Origin of the sequence: Agromyces marinus, assembly GCF_021442325.1 — a bacterium.
Lineage (GTDB): Bacteria > Actinomycetota > Actinomycetes > Actinomycetales > Microbacteriaceae > Agromyces > Agromyces marinus.
On record NZ_CP087879.1, the window covers coordinates 292,039 to 313,391 of the forward strand.

At 71.1% G+C, this 21,353-nt stretch carries 17 protein-coding genes and 3 tRNA genes; 16 read left to right on the forward strand and 4 right to left on the reverse strand.

Annotated elements, in window-relative coordinates; all coding sequences use genetic code 11:
- The first annotated feature begins 23 nt into the window (after positions 1-23).
- The 4 genes from DSM26151_RS01425 to DSM26151_RS01440 are packed head-to-tail and all read left to right on the forward strand — an operon-like array spanning position 24 to position 4,610.
- Complete coding sequence (locus tag DSM26151_RS01425; protein WP_234660656.1) at positions 24-1,391, forward strand: family 4 glycosyl hydrolase; 1,368 nt, start codon at positions 24-26, stop codon at positions 1,389-1,391.
- Positions 1,388-3,211: an IlvD/Edd family dehydratase gene (locus DSM26151_RS01430; RefSeq protein WP_234660657.1), complete on the forward strand. Its 1,824-nt coding sequence runs from the start codon at positions 1,388-1,390 to the stop codon at positions 3,209-3,211. Before DSM26151_RS01425 ends, DSM26151_RS01430 begins: the two co-directional genes overlap by 4 nt.
- Positions 3,211-3,705 (forward strand): Rossmann-fold NAD(P)-binding domain-containing protein, encoded by a 495-nt coding sequence (locus tag DSM26151_RS01435; RefSeq protein ID WP_234660658.1) that lies wholly within the window; start codon positions 3,211-3,213, stop codon positions 3,703-3,705. Before DSM26151_RS01430 ends, DSM26151_RS01435 begins: the two co-directional genes overlap by 1 nt.
- On the forward strand, positions 3,702-4,610 hold the full coding sequence (locus DSM26151_RS01440) for a 1-phosphofructokinase family hexose kinase (RefSeq protein WP_234660659.1): 909 nt from the start codon (positions 3,702-3,704) through the stop codon (positions 4,608-4,610). Before DSM26151_RS01435 ends, DSM26151_RS01440 begins: the two co-directional genes overlap by 4 nt.
- Here the strand turns inward: DSM26151_RS01440 and DSM26151_RS01445 are convergent.
- Positions 4,600-5,598: a diacylglycerol/lipid kinase family protein gene (locus DSM26151_RS01445; RefSeq protein WP_234660660.1), complete on the reverse strand. Its 999-nt coding sequence runs from the start codon at positions 5,596-5,598 to the stop codon at positions 4,600-4,602. The genes DSM26151_RS01440 and DSM26151_RS01445 overlap by 11 nt on opposite strands.
- Positions 5,599-5,690: 92 nt before the next feature.
- Between DSM26151_RS01445 and serS the strand changes: the two genes are divergently transcribed.
- The 7 genes from serS (at position 5,691) to DSM26151_RS01480 (ending at position 11,623) form a co-directional block, all read left to right on the forward strand.
- The gene (serS, locus tag DSM26151_RS01450) at positions 5,691-6,959 is read left to right on the forward strand and encodes a serine--tRNA ligase (protein ID WP_234660661.1); all 1,269 of its coding nucleotides are present in this window, start codon (positions 5,691-5,693) and stop codon (positions 6,957-6,959) included.
- The gene (locus DSM26151_RS01455) at positions 6,956-7,768 is read left to right on the forward strand and encodes an HAD family hydrolase (RefSeq protein WP_234660662.1); all 813 of its coding nucleotides are present in this window, start codon (positions 6,956-6,958) and stop codon (positions 7,766-7,768) included. Before serS ends, DSM26151_RS01455 begins: the two co-directional genes overlap by 4 nt.
- Positions 7,769-7,839: 71 nt before the next feature.
- Positions 7,840-9,237, forward strand: coding sequence for an LCP family protein (locus tag DSM26151_RS01460; protein ID WP_234660663.1), 1,398 nt, complete (start codon positions 7,840-7,842; stop codon positions 9,235-9,237).
- Between the two features lie 137 nt (positions 9,238-9,374).
- A tRNA-Ser gene (locus tag DSM26151_RS01465) sits at positions 9,375-9,459 on the forward strand.
- Between the two features lie 41 nt (positions 9,460-9,500).
- A complete protein-coding gene (locus DSM26151_RS01470) occupies positions 9,501-10,805 on the forward strand; it encodes an LCP family protein (RefSeq protein WP_234660664.1) in 1,305 nt (434 codons plus the stop codon).
- 90 nt (positions 10,806-10,895) lie between these two features.
- Positions 10,896-10,984: transfer RNA gene (locus DSM26151_RS01475), tRNA-Ser, on the forward strand.
- 177 nt (positions 10,985-11,161) lie between these two features.
- Positions 11,162-11,623: a hypothetical protein gene (locus DSM26151_RS01480; protein ID WP_234660665.1), complete on the forward strand. Its 462-nt coding sequence runs from the start codon at positions 11,162-11,164 to the stop codon at positions 11,621-11,623.
- 68 nt (positions 11,624-11,691) lie between these two features.
- On the opposite strand, the gene ku is transcribed toward DSM26151_RS01480, so the two are convergent.
- Positions 11,692-12,666, reverse strand: coding sequence for a non-homologous end joining protein Ku (gene ku, locus DSM26151_RS01485; RefSeq protein ID WP_234660666.1), 975 nt, complete (start codon positions 12,664-12,666; stop codon positions 11,692-11,694).
- A gap of 92 nt (positions 12,667-12,758) precedes the next feature.
- On the opposite strand from ku, the gene DSM26151_RS01490 reads away from it, so the two are divergent.
- The 5 genes from DSM26151_RS01490 to DSM26151_RS01510 all read left to right on the forward strand — a co-directional run bounded on the left by DSM26151_RS01490 (position 12,759) and on the right by DSM26151_RS01510 (position 19,278).
- Positions 12,759-15,233, forward strand: coding sequence for an ATP-dependent DNA ligase (locus tag DSM26151_RS01490; protein ID WP_234660667.1), 2,475 nt, complete (start codon positions 12,759-12,761; stop codon positions 15,231-15,233).
- A gap of 106 nt (positions 15,234-15,339) precedes the next feature.
- Positions 15,340-15,412, forward strand: a tRNA-Arg gene (locus DSM26151_RS01495).
- Between the two features lie 146 nt (positions 15,413-15,558).
- The gene (locus tag DSM26151_RS01500; RefSeq protein WP_234660668.1) at positions 15,559-17,436 is read left to right on the forward strand and encodes a glycoside hydrolase family 15 protein; all 1,878 of its coding nucleotides are present in this window, start codon (positions 15,559-15,561) and stop codon (positions 17,434-17,436) included.
- A gap of 296 nt (positions 17,437-17,732) precedes the next feature.
- Positions 17,733-18,929: a DUF998 domain-containing protein gene (locus tag DSM26151_RS01505; protein ID WP_234660669.1), complete on the forward strand. Its 1,197-nt coding sequence runs from the start codon at positions 17,733-17,735 to the stop codon at positions 18,927-18,929.
- A gap of 31 nt (positions 18,930-18,960) precedes the next feature.
- The gene (locus tag DSM26151_RS01510) at positions 18,961-19,278 is read left to right on the forward strand and encodes a GNAT family N-acetyltransferase (RefSeq protein ID WP_234660670.1); all 318 of its coding nucleotides are present in this window, start codon (positions 18,961-18,963) and stop codon (positions 19,276-19,278) included.
- 258 nt (positions 19,279-19,536) lie between these two features.
- Here the strand turns inward: DSM26151_RS01510 and DSM26151_RS01515 are convergent, their stop codons facing one another.
- Together DSM26151_RS01515 and DSM26151_RS01520 are read right to left on the reverse strand one after the other, a co-directional pair.
- A complete protein-coding gene (locus DSM26151_RS01515; RefSeq protein ID WP_234660671.1) occupies positions 19,537-19,986 on the reverse strand; it encodes a MarR family winged helix-turn-helix transcriptional regulator in 450 nt (149 codons plus the stop codon).
- Positions 19,987-20,345: 359 nt separating this feature from the next.
- Entirely contained in the window at positions 20,346-21,104 is a 759-nt protein-coding gene (locus DSM26151_RS01520) for a winged helix-turn-helix domain-containing protein (RefSeq protein WP_234660672.1), read from the reverse strand.
- Positions 21,105-21,353 lie beyond the last annotated feature (249 nt).

Consider the following 21,353-nt stretch of genomic DNA (forward strand, 5'->3'; position numbering starts at 1 on the left):
CGAACGAACTGCAAAGGAGCATCATGACCACCGAACGCCGCGTCCTCGTCCTCATCGGCGCAGGGTCCGCCGTCTTCACCCGCGGCCTCCTCGCCGACCTCATCGGGGCGGAAGACCTCGGCGCATGGGAGATCCGTCTCGTCGACGTCGACCCGGTCGCACTGGACGTGGCCGCCGACCTGGCCGAATCCATGGTCGCGGCCCGCGGCGTCGGCGAGACCATCCGCGTCGTCCGCAGCACCGATCGTCGAAGCGTGCTCCGCGGCGCGGACTTCATCGTCACGTGCGTCGGGGTCGGAGGCCGGGCGGCCTGGCAGCTCGACCACGAGATCGTCCAGAAGCACGGCATCTACCAGCCCGTCGGCGACTCGATCATGCCGGGCGGCATCTCGAGGCTGCTCCGCACCACTCCCGTCCTGGTCGAGATCTCGCGCGACATCGCCGAACTCGCGCCCGACGCGTTCTTCTTCAACTACTCCAACCCGATGACCGCGAACGTGCAGGCCATCCACCAGGAGAGCGGGCTCGACGTCGTCGGCCTCTGCCACGGCATGCACCACATCCAGCGCGAGCTCGCGCAGCTGATCGACGCGCCGTTCGATCGCACGTCGACGCTGTACGCCGGAATCAACCACCTCACCTTCATCTACGACTTCCGCCTCGACGGGCGGGACGCCTGGCCCATGATCCGCGAGCGCGTCGAACGCGAACTCGCCGAGGTCCCCGACCCCGACGACATCGGCAACATCTTCTACGACAAGCCCACGGCCTGGCACAATCCCTTCGCCTGGGAGCTGTTCGAACGATACGGAGCGTTCGCTGCTGCCGGCGACCGCCACGTGGTCGAGTTCTTCCCCGAGCGGTTCGCCGACGGCGACTACTACGGCAAGAAGCTCGGCATCGACGCGTTCTCGCTCCCCGAGATCCTGGAATGGGGCGAGAACCGGTACCAGGGGATGAAGCGGCAGGCGCTCGGCGAGGAGCCGCTGGACCAGTCGATCTTCGATCGATCGGGCGGCGAGCAGGAGCAGCTGATCGCGATCATCCGTTCCATCACGTTCGACTCGCGCGAGATGTTCAGCTGCAACGTCGTCAACAAGGGCCTCGTGCCCGGCCTGCCCGACTGGTCCGCAGTCGAGATCCCCGGTGTCGCGACGGCCCGCGGCATCCGCCCCATCGAGGTCCCCGACCTCGGCAAGCCGCTCACCGCGATCCTCGCTCGTCGCCTCACCTCGGTCGACCTCGCGGTCGAAGCCGCGCTGACCGGTGACCGCGACCTCGTCGTCGAGGCGATGATCGCCGACGGCGCCGTCTTCGACGCCGACAGGGCCGCGGCGCTCACCGACGACCTCGTCTCCGCCCAGGCGCAGTACCTGCCGAGGTTCGCGTGAGCGCTCGCAACCTGGGCAAGGAGGAGCGCGAGGCGCGCGCGGCGGCCGACGCCGCGGAGGCAGAGTTCGCGGGCCGCTCGGGCGTGCCGACCCGGGAATGGGGCGATGGCCTTCGCTCGCAGCAGTGGTTCGGTGCCGACGGCAAGACGGGCTTCATGCACCGGTCGTGGCTTCGGAGCGAGGGACTTCCCGACGACACGTTCCGCGGGCGGCCGATCATCGGCATCGCCAACTCGTGGAGCGAGCTGACCAGTTGCAACATCCACCTCCGGGCGCTCGCCGAGCACGTCAAGCGAGGGATCTGGCAGGCCGGCGGCGTGCCGTTCGAGTTCCCGACGACCTCGGCCGGCGAGCCCATCGTCCGGCCCACGGCGATGCTGTTGCGCAACCTGATGGCGATGGACCTCGAGGAGACCCTCCGGGCGAATCCGCTCGACGGCGTCGTACTCATGGCCGGGTGCGACAAGACGACGCCCGCGTACCTGATGGGTGCGGCATCCGTCGATCTGCCCGCGCTGCTCATCACGGGCGGGCCGATGCTCAACGGCAAGCACCGGGGAACCGACATCGGGTCGGGAACATCGGTGTGGAAGTTCACCGAGGCGTACCGCGCCGGGCTCATGGACGATACGGCGATCACCGAGGCCGAGGGCTGCATGGCACGCAGCCAGGGCCACTGCCAGACGATGGGCACGGCATCGACGATGGCGTGCGTGTCGGAGTACATGGGCATGCAGTTGCCCGGTACCGCCTCGCTTCCGGCCAACGACTCCCGCCGCGCCACTGCGGCGCACCTCGCGGGCCGACGCATCGTGCAGATGGTCGAAGAAGACCTGCGTCCGTCCAAGATCCTCACTCGGAAGGCGTTCGAGAACGGCGTCCGAGCGAACGCGGCGCTGGGCGGCTCGACCAACGCGGTCATCCATCTGCTCGCACTCGCTCGACGCGTGGGCGTCGAACTGACGCTCGACGACTTCGACACGCTCGTGCGCGACATCCCCGTCCTCGCCGACCTCATGCCGAGCGGCCGCTTCCTCATGGAGGACTTCGAGTACGCCGGGGGCACGGCCGGATTCGCCGAGACGCTCGGAGACCTGCTGCACCGGGATGCGCTCACGGTCACCGGCACGACGCTCGGCGAGAACTACTCCGGCGCCGAGGTGTTCGACCGCGAGGTCATCCGGCCGCTGGAGAACCCGGTCAAGCCGGTCGGGTCGGGCATCGCCGTCCTTCGCGGCAACCTCGCCCCGCGTGGTGCCGTGATCAAGCAGTCGGCGGCAGACCCCGAGCTCATGCAGCACTCCGGGCGCGCGCTCGTCTGGGATTCGCTGCAGGACTACCTCCGCGACGCCGACGACCCCGAGCTGGACGTCGAGCCCGAAGACATCCTCATCGTGCGCAACGTGGGTCCGAAGGGCTACCCCGGCATGCCGGAGGTCGGCAACCTCGCGCTCCCGCGCAAGATCCTCGCGTCGGGGGTCACCGACATGGTGCGCATCTCGGACGCGCGGATGAGCGGGACCTCGTACGGCACCGTCATCCTCCACGTGGTGCCCGAGGCGGCGGCGGGCGGCCCGCTCGCGCTCGTGCAGACCGGCGACCGCGTCACGATCGATGTCGCAGGTCGCTCGCTGCACATGCACGTCTCCGACGAGGAGCTCGAACAGCGTCGCACGCAGTGGCAGCCGCGAACGGTCCCGGGCAGTGAACGCGGGTGGACCCGGCTCTACATCGATCACGTCACCCAGGCCGACGAGGGGCTCGATCTCGACTTCCTCCAGGGTCGCAGCGGTGCAGCCGTCGGGCCGCAGGCGTTCTGATGGGCGCCTCGGCGCAGCAGGTGCGGCCGTCGATCCTCGTGATCGGCGCATCGGGGGTGCTGGCACCAGCCGTCGAGGCGCTCCGCCTCGACGCGCGCGTGACCGGAATCTCCCTGACCCGCCCCGCGCCGGACGGCGTCGAGTCGATCCTCGTCAACGCATCCGACCCCGTCGCGCTCGGCAGCGCCCTGGCCGGCAGGAGCTGGTCGGCAGCGGTCGTCTACGCACCGGCTGTCACCCGTGACACGCTGGCCATCATCGCTGCCGCATCCTCACGGCGCGCCGTCGTGGTGCGGACGAGCGACGCCGTCGATCCCGCCCACGGGGCCGTCGACGTTCCGGCGGACACACTGCAGCTCGGCTGGGCCGTCGAGCCCGACGGGCGGCGGCGGTGGCATTCGGCCGAGGAGATCTCCGCGGCTGCGCTCGAGGTCCTCTCGGACGGCGTCGGACGGGTGCTCGGCGCGATCCGTCCCTGGGAGGAACGCCCGTGATCGCGGCCGTCGCCCTCTCGCCCAGTCTGGATGTCACCTACGAGGTCGATCGGCTTCAGCGCGGCGGCATCGCGCGACCGGTCCGGGTGACGCGCGTGCCGGGCGGCAAGGCGCTCAACATGGCGCGCGTCGCCGCCGCGGTGGGTGCGGACGTTCGCGCCATCGCGCCGCTTGGCGGCGGAATCGGTCGTGAGATCGCCGCGATGCTCGAGCACGAACCGCTCGAGGCGACGGTGGTCGAGACCTCGGGCGAGACCCGGACGTGCATCGCGATCGTCGAGCGCGACGGCGGTGCGTCCAGCACCGACATCTACGAGCGATCCGCCCCGTTCTCCGCGCCCGACTGGACGGCGTGCAGGGCGGCCGTCGCGGAGCTCCGCGACGCGCAGCCGACGTGGATCGCGCTTGCGGGCTCGGTGCCGGACGGCGTCCCGCTGCCGGATCTCGCCGAGGCGTTGAGCCTGGGTGCATCGACCGGCGCGAGGATCGGCCTGGATGCGTCAGGAGCCGTGCTCCGGGAGCTCATCCCCGTCGCGAGCCTCGTCAAGGTCAACCGAGCAGAGGCCGAGGAGCTCATCGGCGAGCCGCTCGCCGACGCCGGCACCGCATGCGCGGCGCTGGCCGACCGATGGATGGTCGATTCCGTCGTCACCGACGGGATCGCAGGAGCGGCGGCGCTGATCGCCGGGGTCGAGTACGCCGTGCCGCCTCCGACCGCTCCGGGGAGGTTCTCGGCCGGGAGCGGGGACGCGTTCTTCGGTGGATTGCTGGCGTCCCTCGACCGCGGCTCGGAGGTCGAGGTCGCGCTCAGGTCCGCACGGGATGCCGCGGAGCGGAACGCCGCCGTGCCGGGCGCCGGGCGGCTCGTTCCACCCGGGGCGACCGACGCGCCCCTCACCCCTTGACGCGCACCACGAGCGACTTCGGCTCGATCGTGAACCGGGCCGCCGTGATCTCGCCCAGTGCGTCGCCGTCGACCTCGAACTCCTGTGCGGCGCCGTCGATGACGACGTCGATCGATCGGCCGGTCGCGTAGACGATGTCCCGGCTGCGGTTGCCGCCCGTGAGGTCGAGGTACTGCCGGCCGATCGCGGTCCTGCGGAGCACCCGGTTCTCCCAGGCGACCTTCCGCCACACGAGCAGCCACCGCCAGACGTTGCGCGGCTGGAGTCGCACGACGTCGAGTCGTCCGTCGTCGATCTCGGCGTCGGGGATGAGCTCGAGGTTCCCGGGCAGGTACCCGAGGTTCGCCACGAGCAGGCTCGACACGCGCGAGCGGTGGGTGCGGCCGTCGTCCATGCGGTGCGTGATGCGGAAGGGCTCGGAGTTCGGGATGGCGCGCAGCCCGGCGTCGACGTATGCGAGCCATCCGACGCGCTTCTTCAGCTCCGGGTCGGTCGTGGCCATCATCGCCGCGTCGATGCCGATGCCGCTCATGACGAGCGACACCTCGGTCTCGGTCGTGCCGTCCTCGCGGCGGACCCGGGCGCGCAGCACGTCGATCGCGCGATCGCGGCCGGTGAACGCGAGCCGCACGGCGCGCGGGATGTCGTTGACCGGGAGCCCGAGGTTGCGGGCGAACAGGTTCCCCGTGCCGAGCGGCACGATCCCGACGGGGATCGGCTCGCCGTCCAGGCCCTCGGCGACCGAGCGCACGGTGCCGTCGCCGCCCGCGGCGATCACCAGGTCCGCGCCCGACTCGCGGGCCTCTCGGGCCTGCCCGGTGCCCGGATCCTCCTCGGTCGTCTCGATCCAGTCGATTCGCGTGTACCCGTGTTCGGCCGCGGTCCGGTCGATCGCGCGGCTCAGCTCGCCGACGCCGTCCTTCGACGGGTTCACGATCACCGCGACCCGTGAGCCCGCGGCATCCGCTCGCTTCGCGCCCCCACCCATGGCTCGAATCTAGGCCATCGCGGCGGCCGGCGGGCAGCACCCGCGTCGCACCGCTCCCGAGGGCGACGGATGCCGCGACTACACTTGCACGGGTGATCGACCCCGTGCTGCTCCGCGAGAACCCCGACCTGGTCAAGCGCTCGCAAGAGGCGCGCGGCGAGTCTCCCGCCTTCGTCGACGACGCGGTGGCGGCCGATGCCGCCAGGCGCGCGGCGATCTCGTCGTTCGAGTCGTTGCGGGCCGAGCAGAACGCGTTCGGCAAGCGGGTCGCGAAGGCTCCGAAGGAGGAGAAGGCCGCGCTCGTCGCGCAGGCGCAGGAGCTCGCCGCGAAGGTCAAGCAGGCGAACGCGGATGCCACCTCCGCAGAGGAGGCGTTCACCACGGCGGTGCAGCGCATCGGCAACGTCGTCATCGACGGGGTCCCCGCCGGCGGCGAGGAGGACTTCGAGGTGCTCCGCGAGGTCGGCGCGATCCCGTCGTTCGGGTTCGAGCCGCGCGACCACCTCGAGCTGGGCGAACTGCTCGGGGCGATCGACATGCCGCGCGGGGCGAAGGTGTCGGGCTCCCGGTTCCACTTCCTCCGCGGCGTCGGCGCGCGCCTGCAGCTCGCGATCATGAACATGGGCCTCGACACGGCCATCGGCAACGGCTTCACCCCGCTCATCACGCCGACGCTCGTGCGCCCCGAGGTCATGCAGGGCACCGGATTCCTCGGCGCGCACGCCGAGGAGGTGTACCACCTGCCCGACGACGACCTCTACCTGACGGGCACGAGCGAGGTCGCGCTCGCCGGGTACCACGCAGACGAGATCCTCGACCTCTCCGACGGTCCCATCCGCTACGCGGGCTGGTCCACCTGCTACCGCCGTGAGGCCGGCAGCCACGGAAAGGACACGCGCGGCATCATCCGCGTGCACCAGTTCGACAAGCTCGAGATGTTCAGCTACGTCGACCCGGCCGATGCCGAGGCCGAGCACGAGCGGCTGCTCGCCTGGCAGGAGGAGATGCTGCAGGCGCTGGGCCTGACGTACCGCGTGATCGACGTCGCCGCCGGCGACCTCGGATCGAGCGCCGCGCGCAAGTTCGACGTCGAGGCGTGGGTGCCGACGCAGCAGGCGTACCGAGAGCTCACGTCCACGTCGAACTGCACCACGTTCCAGGCGCGTCGCCTCGACATCCGCCACCGCACCGAGAGCGGGAAGACCGCTCCCGTCGCGACGCTGAACGGCACCCTCGCCACGACCCGCTGGCTCGTCGCCGTGCTCGAGACGCACCAGCAGGCGGACGGCTCGGTGGTGGTGCCCGAGCGGCTGCGCGGCTACCTGGGCGGCCTCGAGACGTTCGACCCCGTCGCACGATGACCGCCGCACCCGGTCGGCGCTGGTTCGTCGCCCTCGACGTCGACGGCACCCTCATGCACGAGGACGAACGCATCGACGACGTGGTGGCCGAAGCCGTGGCATCCGCTGTCGCACGGGGCCACCTCGTCACGCTCGCGACCGGGCGGTCGTGGGCGACCACGCGGCCGGTCCTGGAACACCTCGGGCTCGAGCCCGAGTACGTGGTCACCGCCAACGGCGCGATCACGATGCGCCGCGACCCGGGGGCAGACGGCGGCTGGTCGCAGGCGCACGTCGAGACCTTCGACCCGAGCGACGCGCTCCGCAAGATCCGCGACGTGCTCCCCAGCGGGCGCTTCCTCGTCGAGCTGCCCGACGGCTACCGGCTCTACACGCGGGGGATGACCGACTGGAACCTCGATCGCGCGCGCGAGGTCGAGTTCGACGAACTGTTCGGCCAGGAGGCCACGCGCGTCGTCGCGACCAGCGTCGACCACGAGCTCGACGAGTTCTTCCGCATCGTCGAGCAGATGGGCCTGCATCACGTCAGCTACGCGATCGGGTGGACCGCGTGGCTCGACATCGCCCCCGACGGGGTGAACAAGGCGACCGCGCTCGAGCGCGTTCGCGGGTGGCTCGAGCTGCCGCTCGACCGGGTCATCGCGGTCGGCGACGGGCGCAACGACATCGAGATGTTCCACTGGGCGGGCTCGGCCGGGCGTGCGGTCGCGATGGGGCAGGCCCCGCCCGAGGTCGTCGCCGCCGCGAGCGAGCGCACGGGGGCGATCGACGAGGCCGGGCTCGTCGCGGTGCTCGACTCGCTGCCCTGATCACACGCCGGACCAGGCCGTGACCGGCCGTTCCACGGCATGCGTCGGTAGGATCGCCCTCGGGGGCACGCGTGAGCGAACGGGTCGACGCACCGTCGGGCGACACGCCGTCTGCTGAGGACGGCGACGTCGTTCCCGTCGTGCTGTCGCCGCTGCTGCCGCCCCCGGCTCCGCCGAGGCCGCGACTTCCTGCGGTGCTGACGGATGCCGCGATCCCGCCGGCACGCCACGGGCGGCTCGCCCGTCGTGGTGCCGTGCGCGCGGCGCTCCGGGCGATCGGCAGCGGCCTGGCCGTGCTGCTCGTGGCATCCGTCGCGATCGTCGGGTACGCCATCGCCGACCTCGTCGCTCCGGTCGCGGCGAACCCGAGCGTGCAGTTCGAGAGCGAGCGCGTGCTCGACGCCGTGCCCGACATCGGCGCCATGGAGGGCGGGCTGAACTTCCTGCTCGTCGGCAGCGATCGCCGGCCCGAGGACGGATCGTTCGGGGATCCGCTCGTCGACTCCGCGGTGCTGAACGACGTCACGATGCTGCTGCACATCTCGGAGGACCACTCGCACGTCGAGGTCGTCAGCTTCCCGCGGGACATGCTCGTCGACGTGCCGTCGTGCCAGAACCCGGACGACCCCTCGACCGAGCTGTACGAGTTGTACGGCGTGAAGCTCAACACGGTGCTCGCCTACGGCGGGCTCTCCTGTGTGGGCCGGACGATCGAGGAGATCGTCGGCATCACGATCCCCGTGGGCGGGATGATCGAGTTCAAGGGCGTCGCGGCGCTCGCCGAGGCGGTGGGCGGCGTCGAGGTGTGCCTCACCGACCCGATCGACGATCCCTACTCGGGCCTGCGCCTCGAGGCGGGAACGCAGGAGATCACGGGGGCGACGGCGCTGGCCTTCCTGCGCACCCGGCACGCGGTCGGCGACGGCAGCGACCTCGCCCGCATCGCGGCCCAGCAGGCGTTCCTCGCGTCGCTCGCGCGGACCCTCCAGTCCGACGGCACGCTCTCGGACCCGCTCAAGCTGTACTCCATCGCGCAGGCGGTGCTGAAGAACATGACCCTCTCGTCGGCCCTGCAGGACCCGGCGCGACTCGTCTCCGTCGCTCGCACCGTGCAGGACGTCGACCTGTCGAGGATCGTGTTCGTCCAGTACCCGACCGCGTACACCGCGGACTTCTCCGCGGTGGTGCCGACCGAGTCGGCGGAGGCCGTGAACCTCGCCCTGCAGCAGGACCGGCCGATGGGCATCGACCCCGAGGCGACCGACGACGCGTCGTTCGGCACGGTCGACGGTTCGGAACCGGTGCCCGGGACCGAGTCGCCCGATGACGGCGCGGCTGCGACGACCCCGCCGCCGACGGATGCCACGGCGCCGCCCGAGCCCACCGACGTCCCGGTCACGACGCTCCCGCCCGACGTGACGGGCCAGTCGGGCGCGGACGTTCGCTGCACGACCGCCAACGAGGGGTGAGCGGATGCCGCCGTGCAGCGGTGTCCCGGCGGTGGCTCAGCGCTCGCACAGCCAGGGCTGACAGGCTCGCTGGAATGCGCGTCGGATAGAATCGGGCGCGTTCGCGTGAGCGGCGCGCCCCCGGGCGTCGCGCGCATGGAGGGCTGTCCGAGCGGCCGATGGAGCTGGTCTTGAAAACCAGTGGGCAGCAATGCCTCGTGGGTTCGAATCCCACGCCCTCCGCGGGGGCCTGAAGACCGACCAGCAGAGAGGAGATCTCCGGAGTGGAGGCTCACGAGTCGCGCAGCACCGCGCGCCGCGAAGATGAGACCCCGGCGATCGCCCGCCACGGCCGCCTCAGGTCGAACGGGGCATGGTCGACGATCTCGAAGGCGGCGGCATCCGTTCTCGCGGTCGTGCTCGTCTCGGGCACCGCGGTCGCCGCGTACGCCGCACTCGACCTCGCTGCGACGGCGAAGCCGACCATCTCGCTCGGCAACGAGGCGGCGCTCGAGGGGGTCCCCGACGTCGGGGCCATCGAGGGCGGCGTCAACATGCTCATCATCGGCAGCGACAGCCGTCAGGGGCAGGGCGACGGCTTCGGCGACCCCGACGAGGAGACGGCCGTCCTCAACGACGTGAACCTCCTGCTGCACATCTCGGAGGACCATTCGCACGCCGAGGTCGTGAGCTTCCCGCGCGACATGCTCATCGACATCCCCACGGGATGCACCGACCCGGATTCCGGCGAGGAACTGTGGGAGCAGTACGGCGTGAAGATCAACTCGGTGCTCGACTACGGCGGCATGCCGTGCGTGGTCAAGACGGTCGAGAACCTGACCGGGCTCACCATCCCGTTCGCCGGCACGGTGCAGTTCATGGGCGCCGCGGCGATCTCCGAAGCCGTCGGCGGCGTCGAGGTGTGCGTCGCCGAACCCATCGAGGACGTGCACACCGACCTCTTCCTCGAAGCCGGCACGCACGAGCTCGCGGGCCTCGAGGCGCTCCAGTTCCTCCGCACCCGGTACGGCGTCGGCGACGGCTCCGACCTCGGGCGCATCTCGAACCAGCAGGTGTTCATGTCGGCGCTCGCGCGCGAGCTGCAGTCCGACGGCACGTTGACCGATCCGCTCAAGCTGTACTCGATCGCCAAGGCCGCGCTCGACAACATGCAGCTCTCGTCGACCCTCGGCGACCCCACCAAGCTGGTCTCGATCGCGAAGGCTGCGACGGACATCGACCTCGCGAAGATCGCCTTCGTCCAGTACCCGACGGGGTACGTCGACGACTTCGCGGCGGTCGTGCCGACCGAGGCCGCCGAGGCGATCAACCTGGCCCTCCAGGAGGACCGGCCGATGCTCCTCGACCCGACCGCGAACGCCGACAAGGACTTCGCCTCGGCGGGGACCTCCGAGCCGACCGAGGCGCCGGCCGAGCCGGCCGAACCCGAACCGTCGACGGATGCCTCGGCCGAACCCACCGAGTCCGCTGCACCCGAACCCACCGCGGAGGCCCTCTCCGGCGAGGTCTCCGGGCAGACGGCCGCCGAGACGCGGTGCTCGGCGGGCCGCACGCTGGCCGACCAGTAGACCGGCCGCACGGCCGGCGTCGCCGCCGAATCGTCTTTCGGCGCGATGCCGGTTATGATGGCAGTCGCGTTCGCCTTCGGGTGTTCGCGAGGAGACGTCGCATAGTCCGGTCGAGTGCACCACCCTGCTAAGGTGGAGTCCCCGTAAGGGGACCGCGGGTTCAAATCCCGCCGTCTCCGCTCGATGAATGCCTTCGGGTATCCGGGGGATCGTGTCTGGCGTGAGGTCGTCCGCCGGGTCGATCGCCGAGTTCATGCGCAACTGTCGCGTGTCCTCTTCCGCCACTACTTCGCACGGGCGGTCGGCGCGGGGGACTATGCTCCAATCTGTTCCATCGAAACAGGGGGAGTTTCACTATGCGACGTATCACCATGCCCGCCGCGCTGGTCTTCGCCGGTGCGCTCGCGCTCACGGGTTGCGCGAGCGGCGGCGACAGCACCGCGTCAGGGGAGGAGAGCTGTGCGACCGCCGCGGCCGAGGTGCGCGACATCTCGAACGGCGTCCAGAACAACATCGCCGCGCCGTCATCGCTCGCGGGCCTCCAGGAGTACCTGGCCGAGGCCTCGGAGCGGACCGACGCGCTGATCGAAGACGCGGGCGACGATGACGCGCTCATCGACGCACTGGGCGGGTTCCAGACGGCGTTGAACGAGGTGTCGACGTACGCCGACGGCCTCGAGGAGGTCCCCTCCGAGGAGGATCCCTCGGCCATGACCATCGAACAGGACCCCGACCAGCTCGCCGCGCAGCAGGCCGCGGTGCAGGAGGCCTCGGCCGAGGTCTCCGCGTCCTGCGAATCCGACCCCGACTCCGAGTAGGAACCGGTCCGGGCGCAGCACCCGACGAGGGCCGGGGCGCGACGAGGTCGCGCCCCGGCCGCTCGCGCTCAGCCCGCCTTCTTGGCGGCTCGCCGCTTCGCAGCAGGCTTCTCGTCGGCCGACTCGGCCGAGTCGGACTTCGCCTTCGAACCCGACCCCTTCGCCGCGCCCTTCGTGGCAGACGACGCCGACGCCGCCGACGACGACTTCGACGCCGACGCCGACGCCGACGCCGATGGCGCCGAGGCATCCGTCCCGCCCCCGCGCTTGGCCGCGATCGACTGCCGCAGCGCCTCCATGAGGTCGATGACCTCGCCGCCGGCCTCCTCCTCGGGTGCGCCGAACGTCGCCGCGGTGTCGAGCGCGTCGCCCTGTTCGAGCTTCGCCTCGATGAGGGTGCGCAGGTCTCGCTGGTACTCGTCCACGTACTGGTCGGGCTCGAAGTCGTTCGCGAGGCTCTCGATGAGCTGCTTCGACAGGTCGAGCTCGCCCTTGGTGATCTTCACCGGCTCCTCGAGCGCGGGGAACGCCGCCGCGCGCACCTCGTCGCTCCAGAGCAGCGTCTGCACCATGAGCACGTCGCCGTGCACGCGGAGCGCGGCCAGCCGGGTCTTCTGGCGCAGCGACATCCGCACGATCGCGGTCCGATCGGTCGAGTCGAGCGCCTCGCGAAGCAGCACGTACGCCTTGTTCGACGCCGAATCGGGTTCGAGGTAGTAGCTGCGGTCGTACATGATCGGGTCGACCTGATCGGTCGGCACGAACTCGACGACCTCGATCTCGCGGCTGCGTTCGGCGGGCAGCGACTTGAGGTCCTCGTCGGTGATGATGACCGTGCGTTCGCCGTCGTCGTACGCCTTGTCGATGTTCTGGTACGGCACGATCTCGCCGTCGATCTCGCACACGCGCTGGTAGCGGATGCGTCCGCCGTCCGCGTCGTGCACCTGGTGCAGGGACACGTCGTGGTCCTCGGTGGCGCTGTACAGCTTGACGGGCACGTTGACGAGGCCGAACGTGACCGCCCCCTTCCACACGGCTCGCATGCCCCCAGTACACACCCGCACGCGCGCGAGCGGTACCCCCGCGACATCCGCTTCGCATACCCATCGGCAGCCCGGACGGGCAGGATGGGGGCATGGCGCAGGGTCCCGCCCAGGTGGTCGACGTCGACGGACGTCGCGTCCGCCTGACCAGCCTCGACAAGGTCATGTACCCCGAGACCGGCATGACCAAGGGCGAGGTGATCGCCTACTACGCCGAGATCGCGCCCGTGATGCTGCCGCACCTGGCGGGTCGCCCGATCACGCGCAAGCGGTGGGTGAACGGGGTGGGCACCCCGCGGCATCCGCTCGATGCGTTCTTCGAGAAGCACCTCGAGGAGCATGCGCCCGACTGGATCCACCGCGAGGTGCAGCACCATTCCGACGGCGACAAGACGTACCCGGTCGCCGACAGCCGGGCGACGCTCGTGTGGCTCGCGCAGATGGGCGCGCTCGAGTTGCACGTCCCGCAGTGGCGATTCGAGCGGGTGGCGGCCGGCGCCACGAGCCGAGCGGATGCCGCGGGCCCGGCGAACCCGGACCGCATGGTGTTCGACCTCGACCCCGGGGAGGGCGTCGGGCTGCCCGAGTGCGCCGAGGTCGCGCGCCTCGTCCGCGGCCTGCTCGACCCGATCGGACTCGAACCGGTGCCGGTCACGAGCGGAAGCAAGGGCCTCCACCTGTACGCAGCGCTCGACGGCCGTCAGAGCTCCGACCAGGTCTCGGCCGTGGCGCACGAGGTCGCCCGGGCGCTCGAGGCCGACCATCCCGACCTCATCGTCTCGAGCATGCGCAAGAGCATCCGGGGCGGGCGCGTGCTCATCGACTGGAGCCAGAACAACGGCAGGAAGACCACGATCGCGCCGTACTCGCTGCGCGGCCGGTTCCGCCCGACCGTCGCGGCGCCGCGGACCTGGGCCGAACTCGACGACCCGGGCCTGCGCCACCTCGAGGCCGGCGAGGTGCTGGCGAAGCTCGCCGAACGCGCCGACCCGATGCTCGCCGTGACGCACGCGTCGGCCGACGGCCCGCTGCGCACCTACCTGTCGATGCGCTCGGCGGATGCCACGCCCGAGCCCATGCCCGACTCGACCTGGGGGGTCCCGAACGACGGCGACCCGCGTTTCGTGATCCAGGAGCACCACGCCCGCAGGCTGCACTTCGACCTGCGGCTGGAGCGCGACGGCGTGCTGCGCAGTTGGGCGGTGCCGAAGGGCGTGCCCGAGTCGCCGGGCACGAACCACCTCGCGGTGCAGACCGAGGACCACCCGATGGAGTACCTCGGTTTCGCGGGCACGATCCCCGAGGGCCAGTACGGCGCCGGGTCGATGACCGTGTGGGACACCGGAACATACGAGACCGAGAAGTGGCGCGCCGACGAGGTCATCGTCACGCTGCACGGTCGCGTCGGCGGCCCGCTCGGCCGCGTGCGGGTCGCGCTCATCCGCACGCAGGGCGAGGGTGAGAAGAGCCAGTGGCTCCTGCACCGCATGAAGTCCCAGCGTCCGGCCGTCGACCCGGATGCGATGGCGGATGCCGCGCCGCGGCCGGTCGCGCAGGCCCCCTCGCGCACGGCGACGAGGACCGGAACGGATGCCGCGCGGCAGCCGTCCGCGTTCCCGAAGCCGATGCTCGCGGCCGCCGGAACCCCGGGGCTCGTCGCCGGCGACGAGTGGGCGATCGAATGGAAGTGGGACGGCGTGCGCGTCATCGCGCGCGTCGAGGACGGCGCGGTGCGCCTTGTCACCCGGACGGGCCTGGACCGTTCGAAGACGTACCCGGAACTGGCGGCGCTCGCCGCGGCGGTGCGCGCGGACGCGGTCCTCGACGGCGAGGTCGTCGCACTCGACGAGCACGGCCGGCCGGACTTCGGGCTGCTCCAACAGCGCATGAACCTCGAGCGTCCGCGTGAGATCGCCGCGGCCGCGGCATCCGTCCCGGTCGGGCTGCGCCTGTTCGACGTGCTCGAGATCGCCGGGGTCCCGACGATCGGCGAACCGTACGACCAGCGTCGCGAACGGCTCGAACGGATGCTGCGACCGGGGGTCGACGCGCCCGTCGAGGTGTCGCCGCGGGTCGACCTCGGCGCCGATGCGGCGCTCGAGCGGGCGAGGGCCGACGGACTCGAGGGCATCGTCGCGAAGCGACGCTCCTCGCCGTACCGACCGGGGGTCCGCAGCGACGACTGGGTCAAGATCAAGGTCGCGCGCACCCAGGAGGTGGTGATCGGCGGCTACCGGCCGGGCGTCGGCACCCGTGCCGGCCGGATCCGTTCGCTCCTCGTCGGCGTGCCGACATCCGCCGGCCTGCGCTATGCCGGGCGGGTCGGGTCGGGCCTGCGCGAGCGCGACGCGGAACGCCTGCTCGCACGGCTCGACGCGATCGCCATGGTCGAGTCCCCGTTCCTCGAGGTGCCCGAGACGGATGCCGCCGATGCCGTCTGGGTCGAACCCGAGATCGTCGGCGAGATCGAGTTCGGGGAGTGGACGCGGACGGGGGTGGCGCGCCATCCGCGCTGGCGGGGGCTGCGGCCCGACAAGCGCCCCGACGAGGTGGTCGAGGAGCGGTGACGCCTGCGACGCGCCCGACCAACCGGCTCGATTGGCGCGTGCGGTCCGACTGGGTTAGAGTAACGGGGTTGCCCGATGAACCACGAGGTCCCGGGCGGCATCCCATGCGCCCGTAGCTCAATGGATAGAGCATCTGACTACGGATCAGAAGGTTGGGGGTTCGAGTCCCTCCGGGCGCGCAGAAGGAAGCGGTTCGCAGCATGCGAGCCGCTTTCGTCGTCTCCGGGGTCGATCCGGGCTCGTCGTCCCCGGCCGAGCCGCCACCCGGCCCTTGCCCTCCCGTGGTCACCGTGCCAGCCTGCCGGGAGGGGCGGAGGGGACGCGCATGGCGAAGACGTATCCGGACATCAGCGACCACGGCCTGATCGGCGACCTGCAGACTGCCGCCCTCGTCTCGACCGACGGCACGATCGACTGGTTCTGCTGCCCGCGATTCGACTCGCCGAGCGTGTTCGGTTCGCTGCTCGATCCCGAGCGGGGCGGGTTCTTCCGCGTCCGGCCGATCGGCGCCGAGTACGTCACCCGCCAGCTCTACCTGCCGGACACGGCGATCCTCATCACCAGGTTCCTCACCGATGCCGGAGTCGGCGAGGTGATCGACTTCATGCCCGTCGCCGACGGGGTCGAGACGGATCGGCACGCGATCGTGCGCATGGTACGCGTCGTGCGCGGCGAGATGACCTTCGAGGGCGAGATCCAGCCGCGGTTCGACTACGGGCGCGCGCCGCACCGGCTCGTCCGTTCCGGGGTGGGGGCGAAGTTCGTCTCGGACGACCTGACCATCACCCTGCACCGCGTGGGCGAGCCCGTCGTCCACGACGACGAGCGTGCGGCGCGGGTCGAGGTGGTCGGCGAGGGGGTGCGGGTCTCGATCACGCTGCGAGCGGGCGAGCTGACCGGGGTGATGCTCGAATCGGGGGATGTCGAGGCTCGCCAGATCTCGGAGGACGAACTCGTCGAGACGTTCCTCGCGACCAGGCGGTACTGGCGGGGATGGGTGGACCGGTCGACGTACACCGGGCGGTGGCGGGAGATGGTGACCCGGTCGGCCATCACCCTCAAGCTGATGACCTACGCCCCCACGGGCGCGCTCATCGCGGCGCCCACCGCGAGCCTGCCCGAGCAGGTCGGCGGTGGCCGCAACTGGGACTACCGCTACACGTGGGTGCGCGACGCCTCGTTCTCGGTGTACGCGCTGCTCAGCCTCGGGTACGACCGCGAGGCCGAGGCGTTCGTCGGCTGGCTGCTCGACCGCATCCACGAACAGCCCGGAGGCGAGGGCGGGCCGCTTCGGATCATGTACCGGGTCGACGGTTCAGCCGACCTCGACGAGGCGGAGCTCGAGCATCTCGCCGGGTACCGCGGGTCGCAGCCGGTCCGCGTCGGCAACGGCGCCTCGGGGCAACTGCAGCTCGACATCTACGGCGAGGCGATGGACTCGATCCGGCTGGCCGACACGCACGGCGTCGAGCTCTCGCACGCCGGGTGGGTGAAGGTCCGATCGATGCTCGACTGGCTCTGCGACCACTGGGACACCCCGGAGGAGGGCATCTGGGAGACCCGCGGCGGGCCGCAGCGGTTCACCTACGGCAGGTTCATGTCGTGGGTCGCGCTCGACCGCGGCATCCGTCTCGCCGAGGCGCACGGCAGGCCGTCCTCGTTCACGAGGTGGATGCACGAACGCGACCGCATCTACGAGCGGATCATGGAGGTCGGATTCGACCCCGAACGCGGTGCGTTCGTCCAGCACGAGGGAAGCGACGTGCTCGACGCCTCCCTGCTGCGGATGCCGCTGCTCGGCTTCGTGACGCCCAACGATCCGATGTGGCACTCGACGCTCGACGCGATCGACGAGCAACTCGTCTCCGACAGCCTCGTCTACCGCTACGACCCCGAGGCCGCTCCCGACGGGCTCGCCGGCGGCGAGGGGACCTTCACGCTCTGCTCGTTCTGGTACGTCGACGCGCTCGCCCGGTCGGGGCGACTCGACGAGGCGCGCCTCGTGTTCGAGAAGATGCTGACCTACGCCAACCACCTCGGCCTGTACGCCGAGGAGATCGGCCTCACTGGCGAGCAGCTCGGGAACTTCCCGCAGGCGTTCAGCCACCTCGCACTCATCAACGCGGCCGTGAACCTCGACTACCAGCTCGACCACGGGTCGGGCGACGTCGGGCCGGTGCTCCGTCGCCGGCGCATCGACTGAGGGCCGGCGGGCCGGCGCGGTTCGCTCGCCCGTCGTCCGTCGCCCGTTCGCCGTTCGCCGTTCGCCCGTTCAGGATGCCGGTGGCGACACGCCGTACGTCGGGCGGTCCGGCACGGCGTGTCGGGCTGATCGTCCTGAATGGCGTGGCGTGGCGTGGCGAGCTGGCCGAACGGCGAGCCCCGGCTGGCTGGGAATTCCCTCGGGATATCGGCCTTCGACGTCGACCGGAGTTCAGCCGGGTGTCGCCCTCCGGATACGCTCGGAGACCTGATTCCCGCGGAACGAGGGGTCGGCAGATGACGGATGAACGGGGCGCCAGACGCGTGTCGGCGCGGTTCGTCCACCATGCGAGCGCGGCCGCGGCGATGGTCGCGATCGCGGCGGCAGTCGCGGTGGCCGTCGGGAACCTGTTCGTGCACATGGCCCACAGCGCCGCGCACGCCGCCGGCATCGCGCATCCGCACTTCGACCTCGTGTCCGTGTCGGTGGCGGTCGTGTTCGCGGTGGCGTCGCTGACCGCGCTCACGCTCGCCACGGTCGGAAGCGGCCGCCGCGGCGGCAGGTGCCGGATCGCGTGGGTGTCGCCGGGCCTCGGCGCGATCGCGAACGCGTCGGTGTGGGCGACGATCGCCGCGCTCGCCGTGGTGAGCGCGGCCGAGGCCTTCGCCCCGTTGCCGGGTGGCCACCTCGCGGCGTGCGCGGTGCTCGCCGGAGGGCTCGGCGCGGTCACCGGAATCGTGCATCGGCGCGCGCACCACCAGCCGATATACCGGTCGTTCAACCTCGTCGCGATGCTCCTCGCCGCGGGTGCGCTCGCGAGCATGAGCCTGACCCGGACCGGGGCGTGGTGGGCGCTGAACTTCAGCACCCTCGGCACCTCGGACGACGTCGCCGCGACCTGGTTCAACGCGGGTCTCGTGTTCTCCGGTGCGGGCATGGCCGTGATGGCCGGCCCCCTCTCCCGCGGACTCGCCCGACCCGAGCACCGTGCGCGCCGCGCCGCGCCGGCCGTGGTCCAGACGCTGATCGGGGTGATCGGCATCTCGCTTGCCGGGGTCGGCCTCGTGCCGATCGACGCCGACGAAGTCGTGCACAACGTGTTCGCGAGCGCCGCGGGCGCGGCGTTCTTCGTGCTGGCGGCGGGCACCCCGTGGATGGTCGAGCGGATGCCGCGGCGCCTCAGGGCGGCATCGTTCGCGTCGCTCGGGCTCGAGGCCGCGGCGTGGATCGCCTACGACCGACTCGGGTGGGCGTCGCTGACCGTGTTCGAGGTGGTCGCGTTCGCGCTCGTGTTCGTCTGGCTGATCACCCTCGTCGTCACGACGCACCCGGAGCGCGAACCGTCGCTCGGAGCCGCTGCCGAGGCGATCCGGGCAGGAGGGGTTGTGCTCGGCCCGGCGATCCGCGAGCGTGTCCGTACGGCGACGGTGCCCGTGATGCCGCTCGCGGGCGGTGCCCCGGGAATGGCGCCGCGGCTGGTGCGTTCCAGTTAGACACGGGTCTTCGGACCGGAAGGGGGTCGACGTGACCGACGACGAGGTCGAGATCGTGCGCGATGACGAGGCGCGACGCTACCGGTTGCTGCTCGGCGGCGCGGAGGCGGGTCGTGCGGAGTTCCGGTTGCGGGAGGGCAGCATCGTGTTCACCCACACGATCATCGATCCGGCGTTCGAGGGTCGGGGATTGGGCTCGCGGCTTGCGCGGTTCGTGATCGAGGACGCGATCTCCCGCGGCGAGCGCATCGTTCCGCGCTGTCCGTTCATCCGCGGGTGGCTGCTCAAGCACCCCGGCTACGAGGACGCGATCGAGTGGCCGGAGCGGCGTGCCGTGGGCGGGGCCTGACGTCCGAGGGGATCCTCCGGTTCGTGACCCCCGCTCGGGGGCGCTGCGACCGCCGCATGCGCGGCGATAGAATTCCTCAAAGCCCGAGTCGGGGCCCGACCCGACCATTCGCCGTGCAGCGGTGATCGCGACCTGATGTCCCAAGCGGTCGCTCGGGAGGTGGCTCGCCGAGCTCAGTTCGGGTCGCTCGGCGGGGAGGGCCTCCCCGTGAGGCCGCGGTGGGGCGGGAGGTAGGGTTCCCGTCCCACCGTCTTCATGTCAGTCGGCGTGTGCCTGCTGCGCTTCGCGCAACCGATCGCACAGGGCCGTGAGCTTGCGCAGTTCGTCGTCGTCGAGCGCGGTGCCGACGTGCTGCGTGATGCCCTGCATGTGGTGGATGGCCGCGCGCCGGAACTCCTGGTAGCCGGTCGAGGTGAGCTCGACGATCGTTCCGCGCCCGTCGAGCGGGTCGTCGACCTTCTCGACCCATCCTCGGCCGACGAGGCGGTCGACCAGCCGGCTGACGCTCGGCTGGGAGATGAGCACGTGCCGGTTGAGGTCCTTGAGCCGGAGGCGACGGGATGGCGCCCGGCTGATGTTGAAGAGCACGTCGTACTCGTTCAGCGACATGACCTCGGTCGGGAACTCGGCCGAGAGCTCCCGCATCACCGCGACCTGGGCGCGGAACAGCGCCTCCCACGCCGCCACGGCTATCGTGCGATCCGCCACGCGCGGGCTCCCTTCGTCGGAGCGGCGAGCGCGTCCCGCCGCGCATCCAGATTAGGCAACGCCGGGGCTCGGGTGCGGGTGAGGCGCGAACGAGTCGTCGGAACGGATCCGGCGGCGGAATCGGTTGAGGGCCGGTCGTAGAGGCTGACGACCGGCCCTCGCCCTTGCACCAAGAGTGTCCTGCAATCACATTCCGCACCGGCCGCCACAGCAAACAGCCGGTGCACGATCAATATATAACAGATCGGTAACGGAGCGCTAGGGGGATGTGCCCCGAATGCGGGGCGCGATCTCCAGATTCTGGCACACTCGCGCATCGAGCGTGCGGCGCCGCCCGAGCGAGTGTGGAGAATCCGCGGTCAGAAGACGTCGGGGCTCGGCGTGGAGGCCTGGCGGATCGACACGTCGGCGTGGCGGTCGAATCGGTAACCGACGCCGCGCACCGTGCGGACGATGTCCTGGTAGTGCGCGAGCTTCGAGCGGAGGCGCCTCACGTGCACGTCGATCGTGCGCTCGTTCGGGATGTCGTCATCGCCGGCCCACAGGCCGTCGATGAGTTCGTGGCGTTCGATCGTCCGGCCCTCGCGGAGGACCAGGAACTGCAGGAGCTCGAACTCCTTGTAGGTCAGGCCGGCGGGCTCGCCGTCGAGCAGCACCCGCTTGCGGGAGATGTCGATGATGACGCCGTCGGGGTGGCGGTCCGCGTCGGCGGCGAGTTCGCCCTCTTCCCGCTGCCTCGCGAGCGCGGAGGGGTCCTGGAGTGCGAGGCGGACCACGTCCACGTCGCGACCGCCGGCACCCTCGGGTGCCAGGGCGACGGCGGCGTAGGTCTCCGCGGAGGGGGACAGCTCGGAGGTCAGGGTGCGGAGCGCCTCGACGATGCGGTGGAGGTTGGTGCCGTCGGCCGCGGCCTTCGCCTCGTCGATTCCGACGTACAGCACGAAGCCTCGGGCCTCGGTGCCCTCGGGCACGGCACGCAGCCGAGGCGCTGACGGAGCGGGCACTGACGGAGAGGCAGCGGACGCCGACGGGGCGTGCGCGGGCGACGCCTGAGCGGGCCCGGCCGGGCGGACGGCGGCCGGGTGGGAGGTGCGGGCGGGAGCAAGAGCGATGGACATGGCGGATCCTCATGGTGACGATGCGTCGGCGGCCCCCTCGTCGGAGCCTTGAGCGATGGCCCGTTCGGGCCGGGGGAACCCGGTGCGACGTGCATCGGGTTCGACGGGAGCCGTACCGGTCGGGATCGGACCGGTCGCGGAACTCGGCGGGGGATCGCTGGTCAGCGGCACATTCGACAGCACATGCGCGCACGCCCCGGCATCATCGCGCCGGCAGTCCACTGAGCCTCGAGGGCGGTCAGGGGGCGT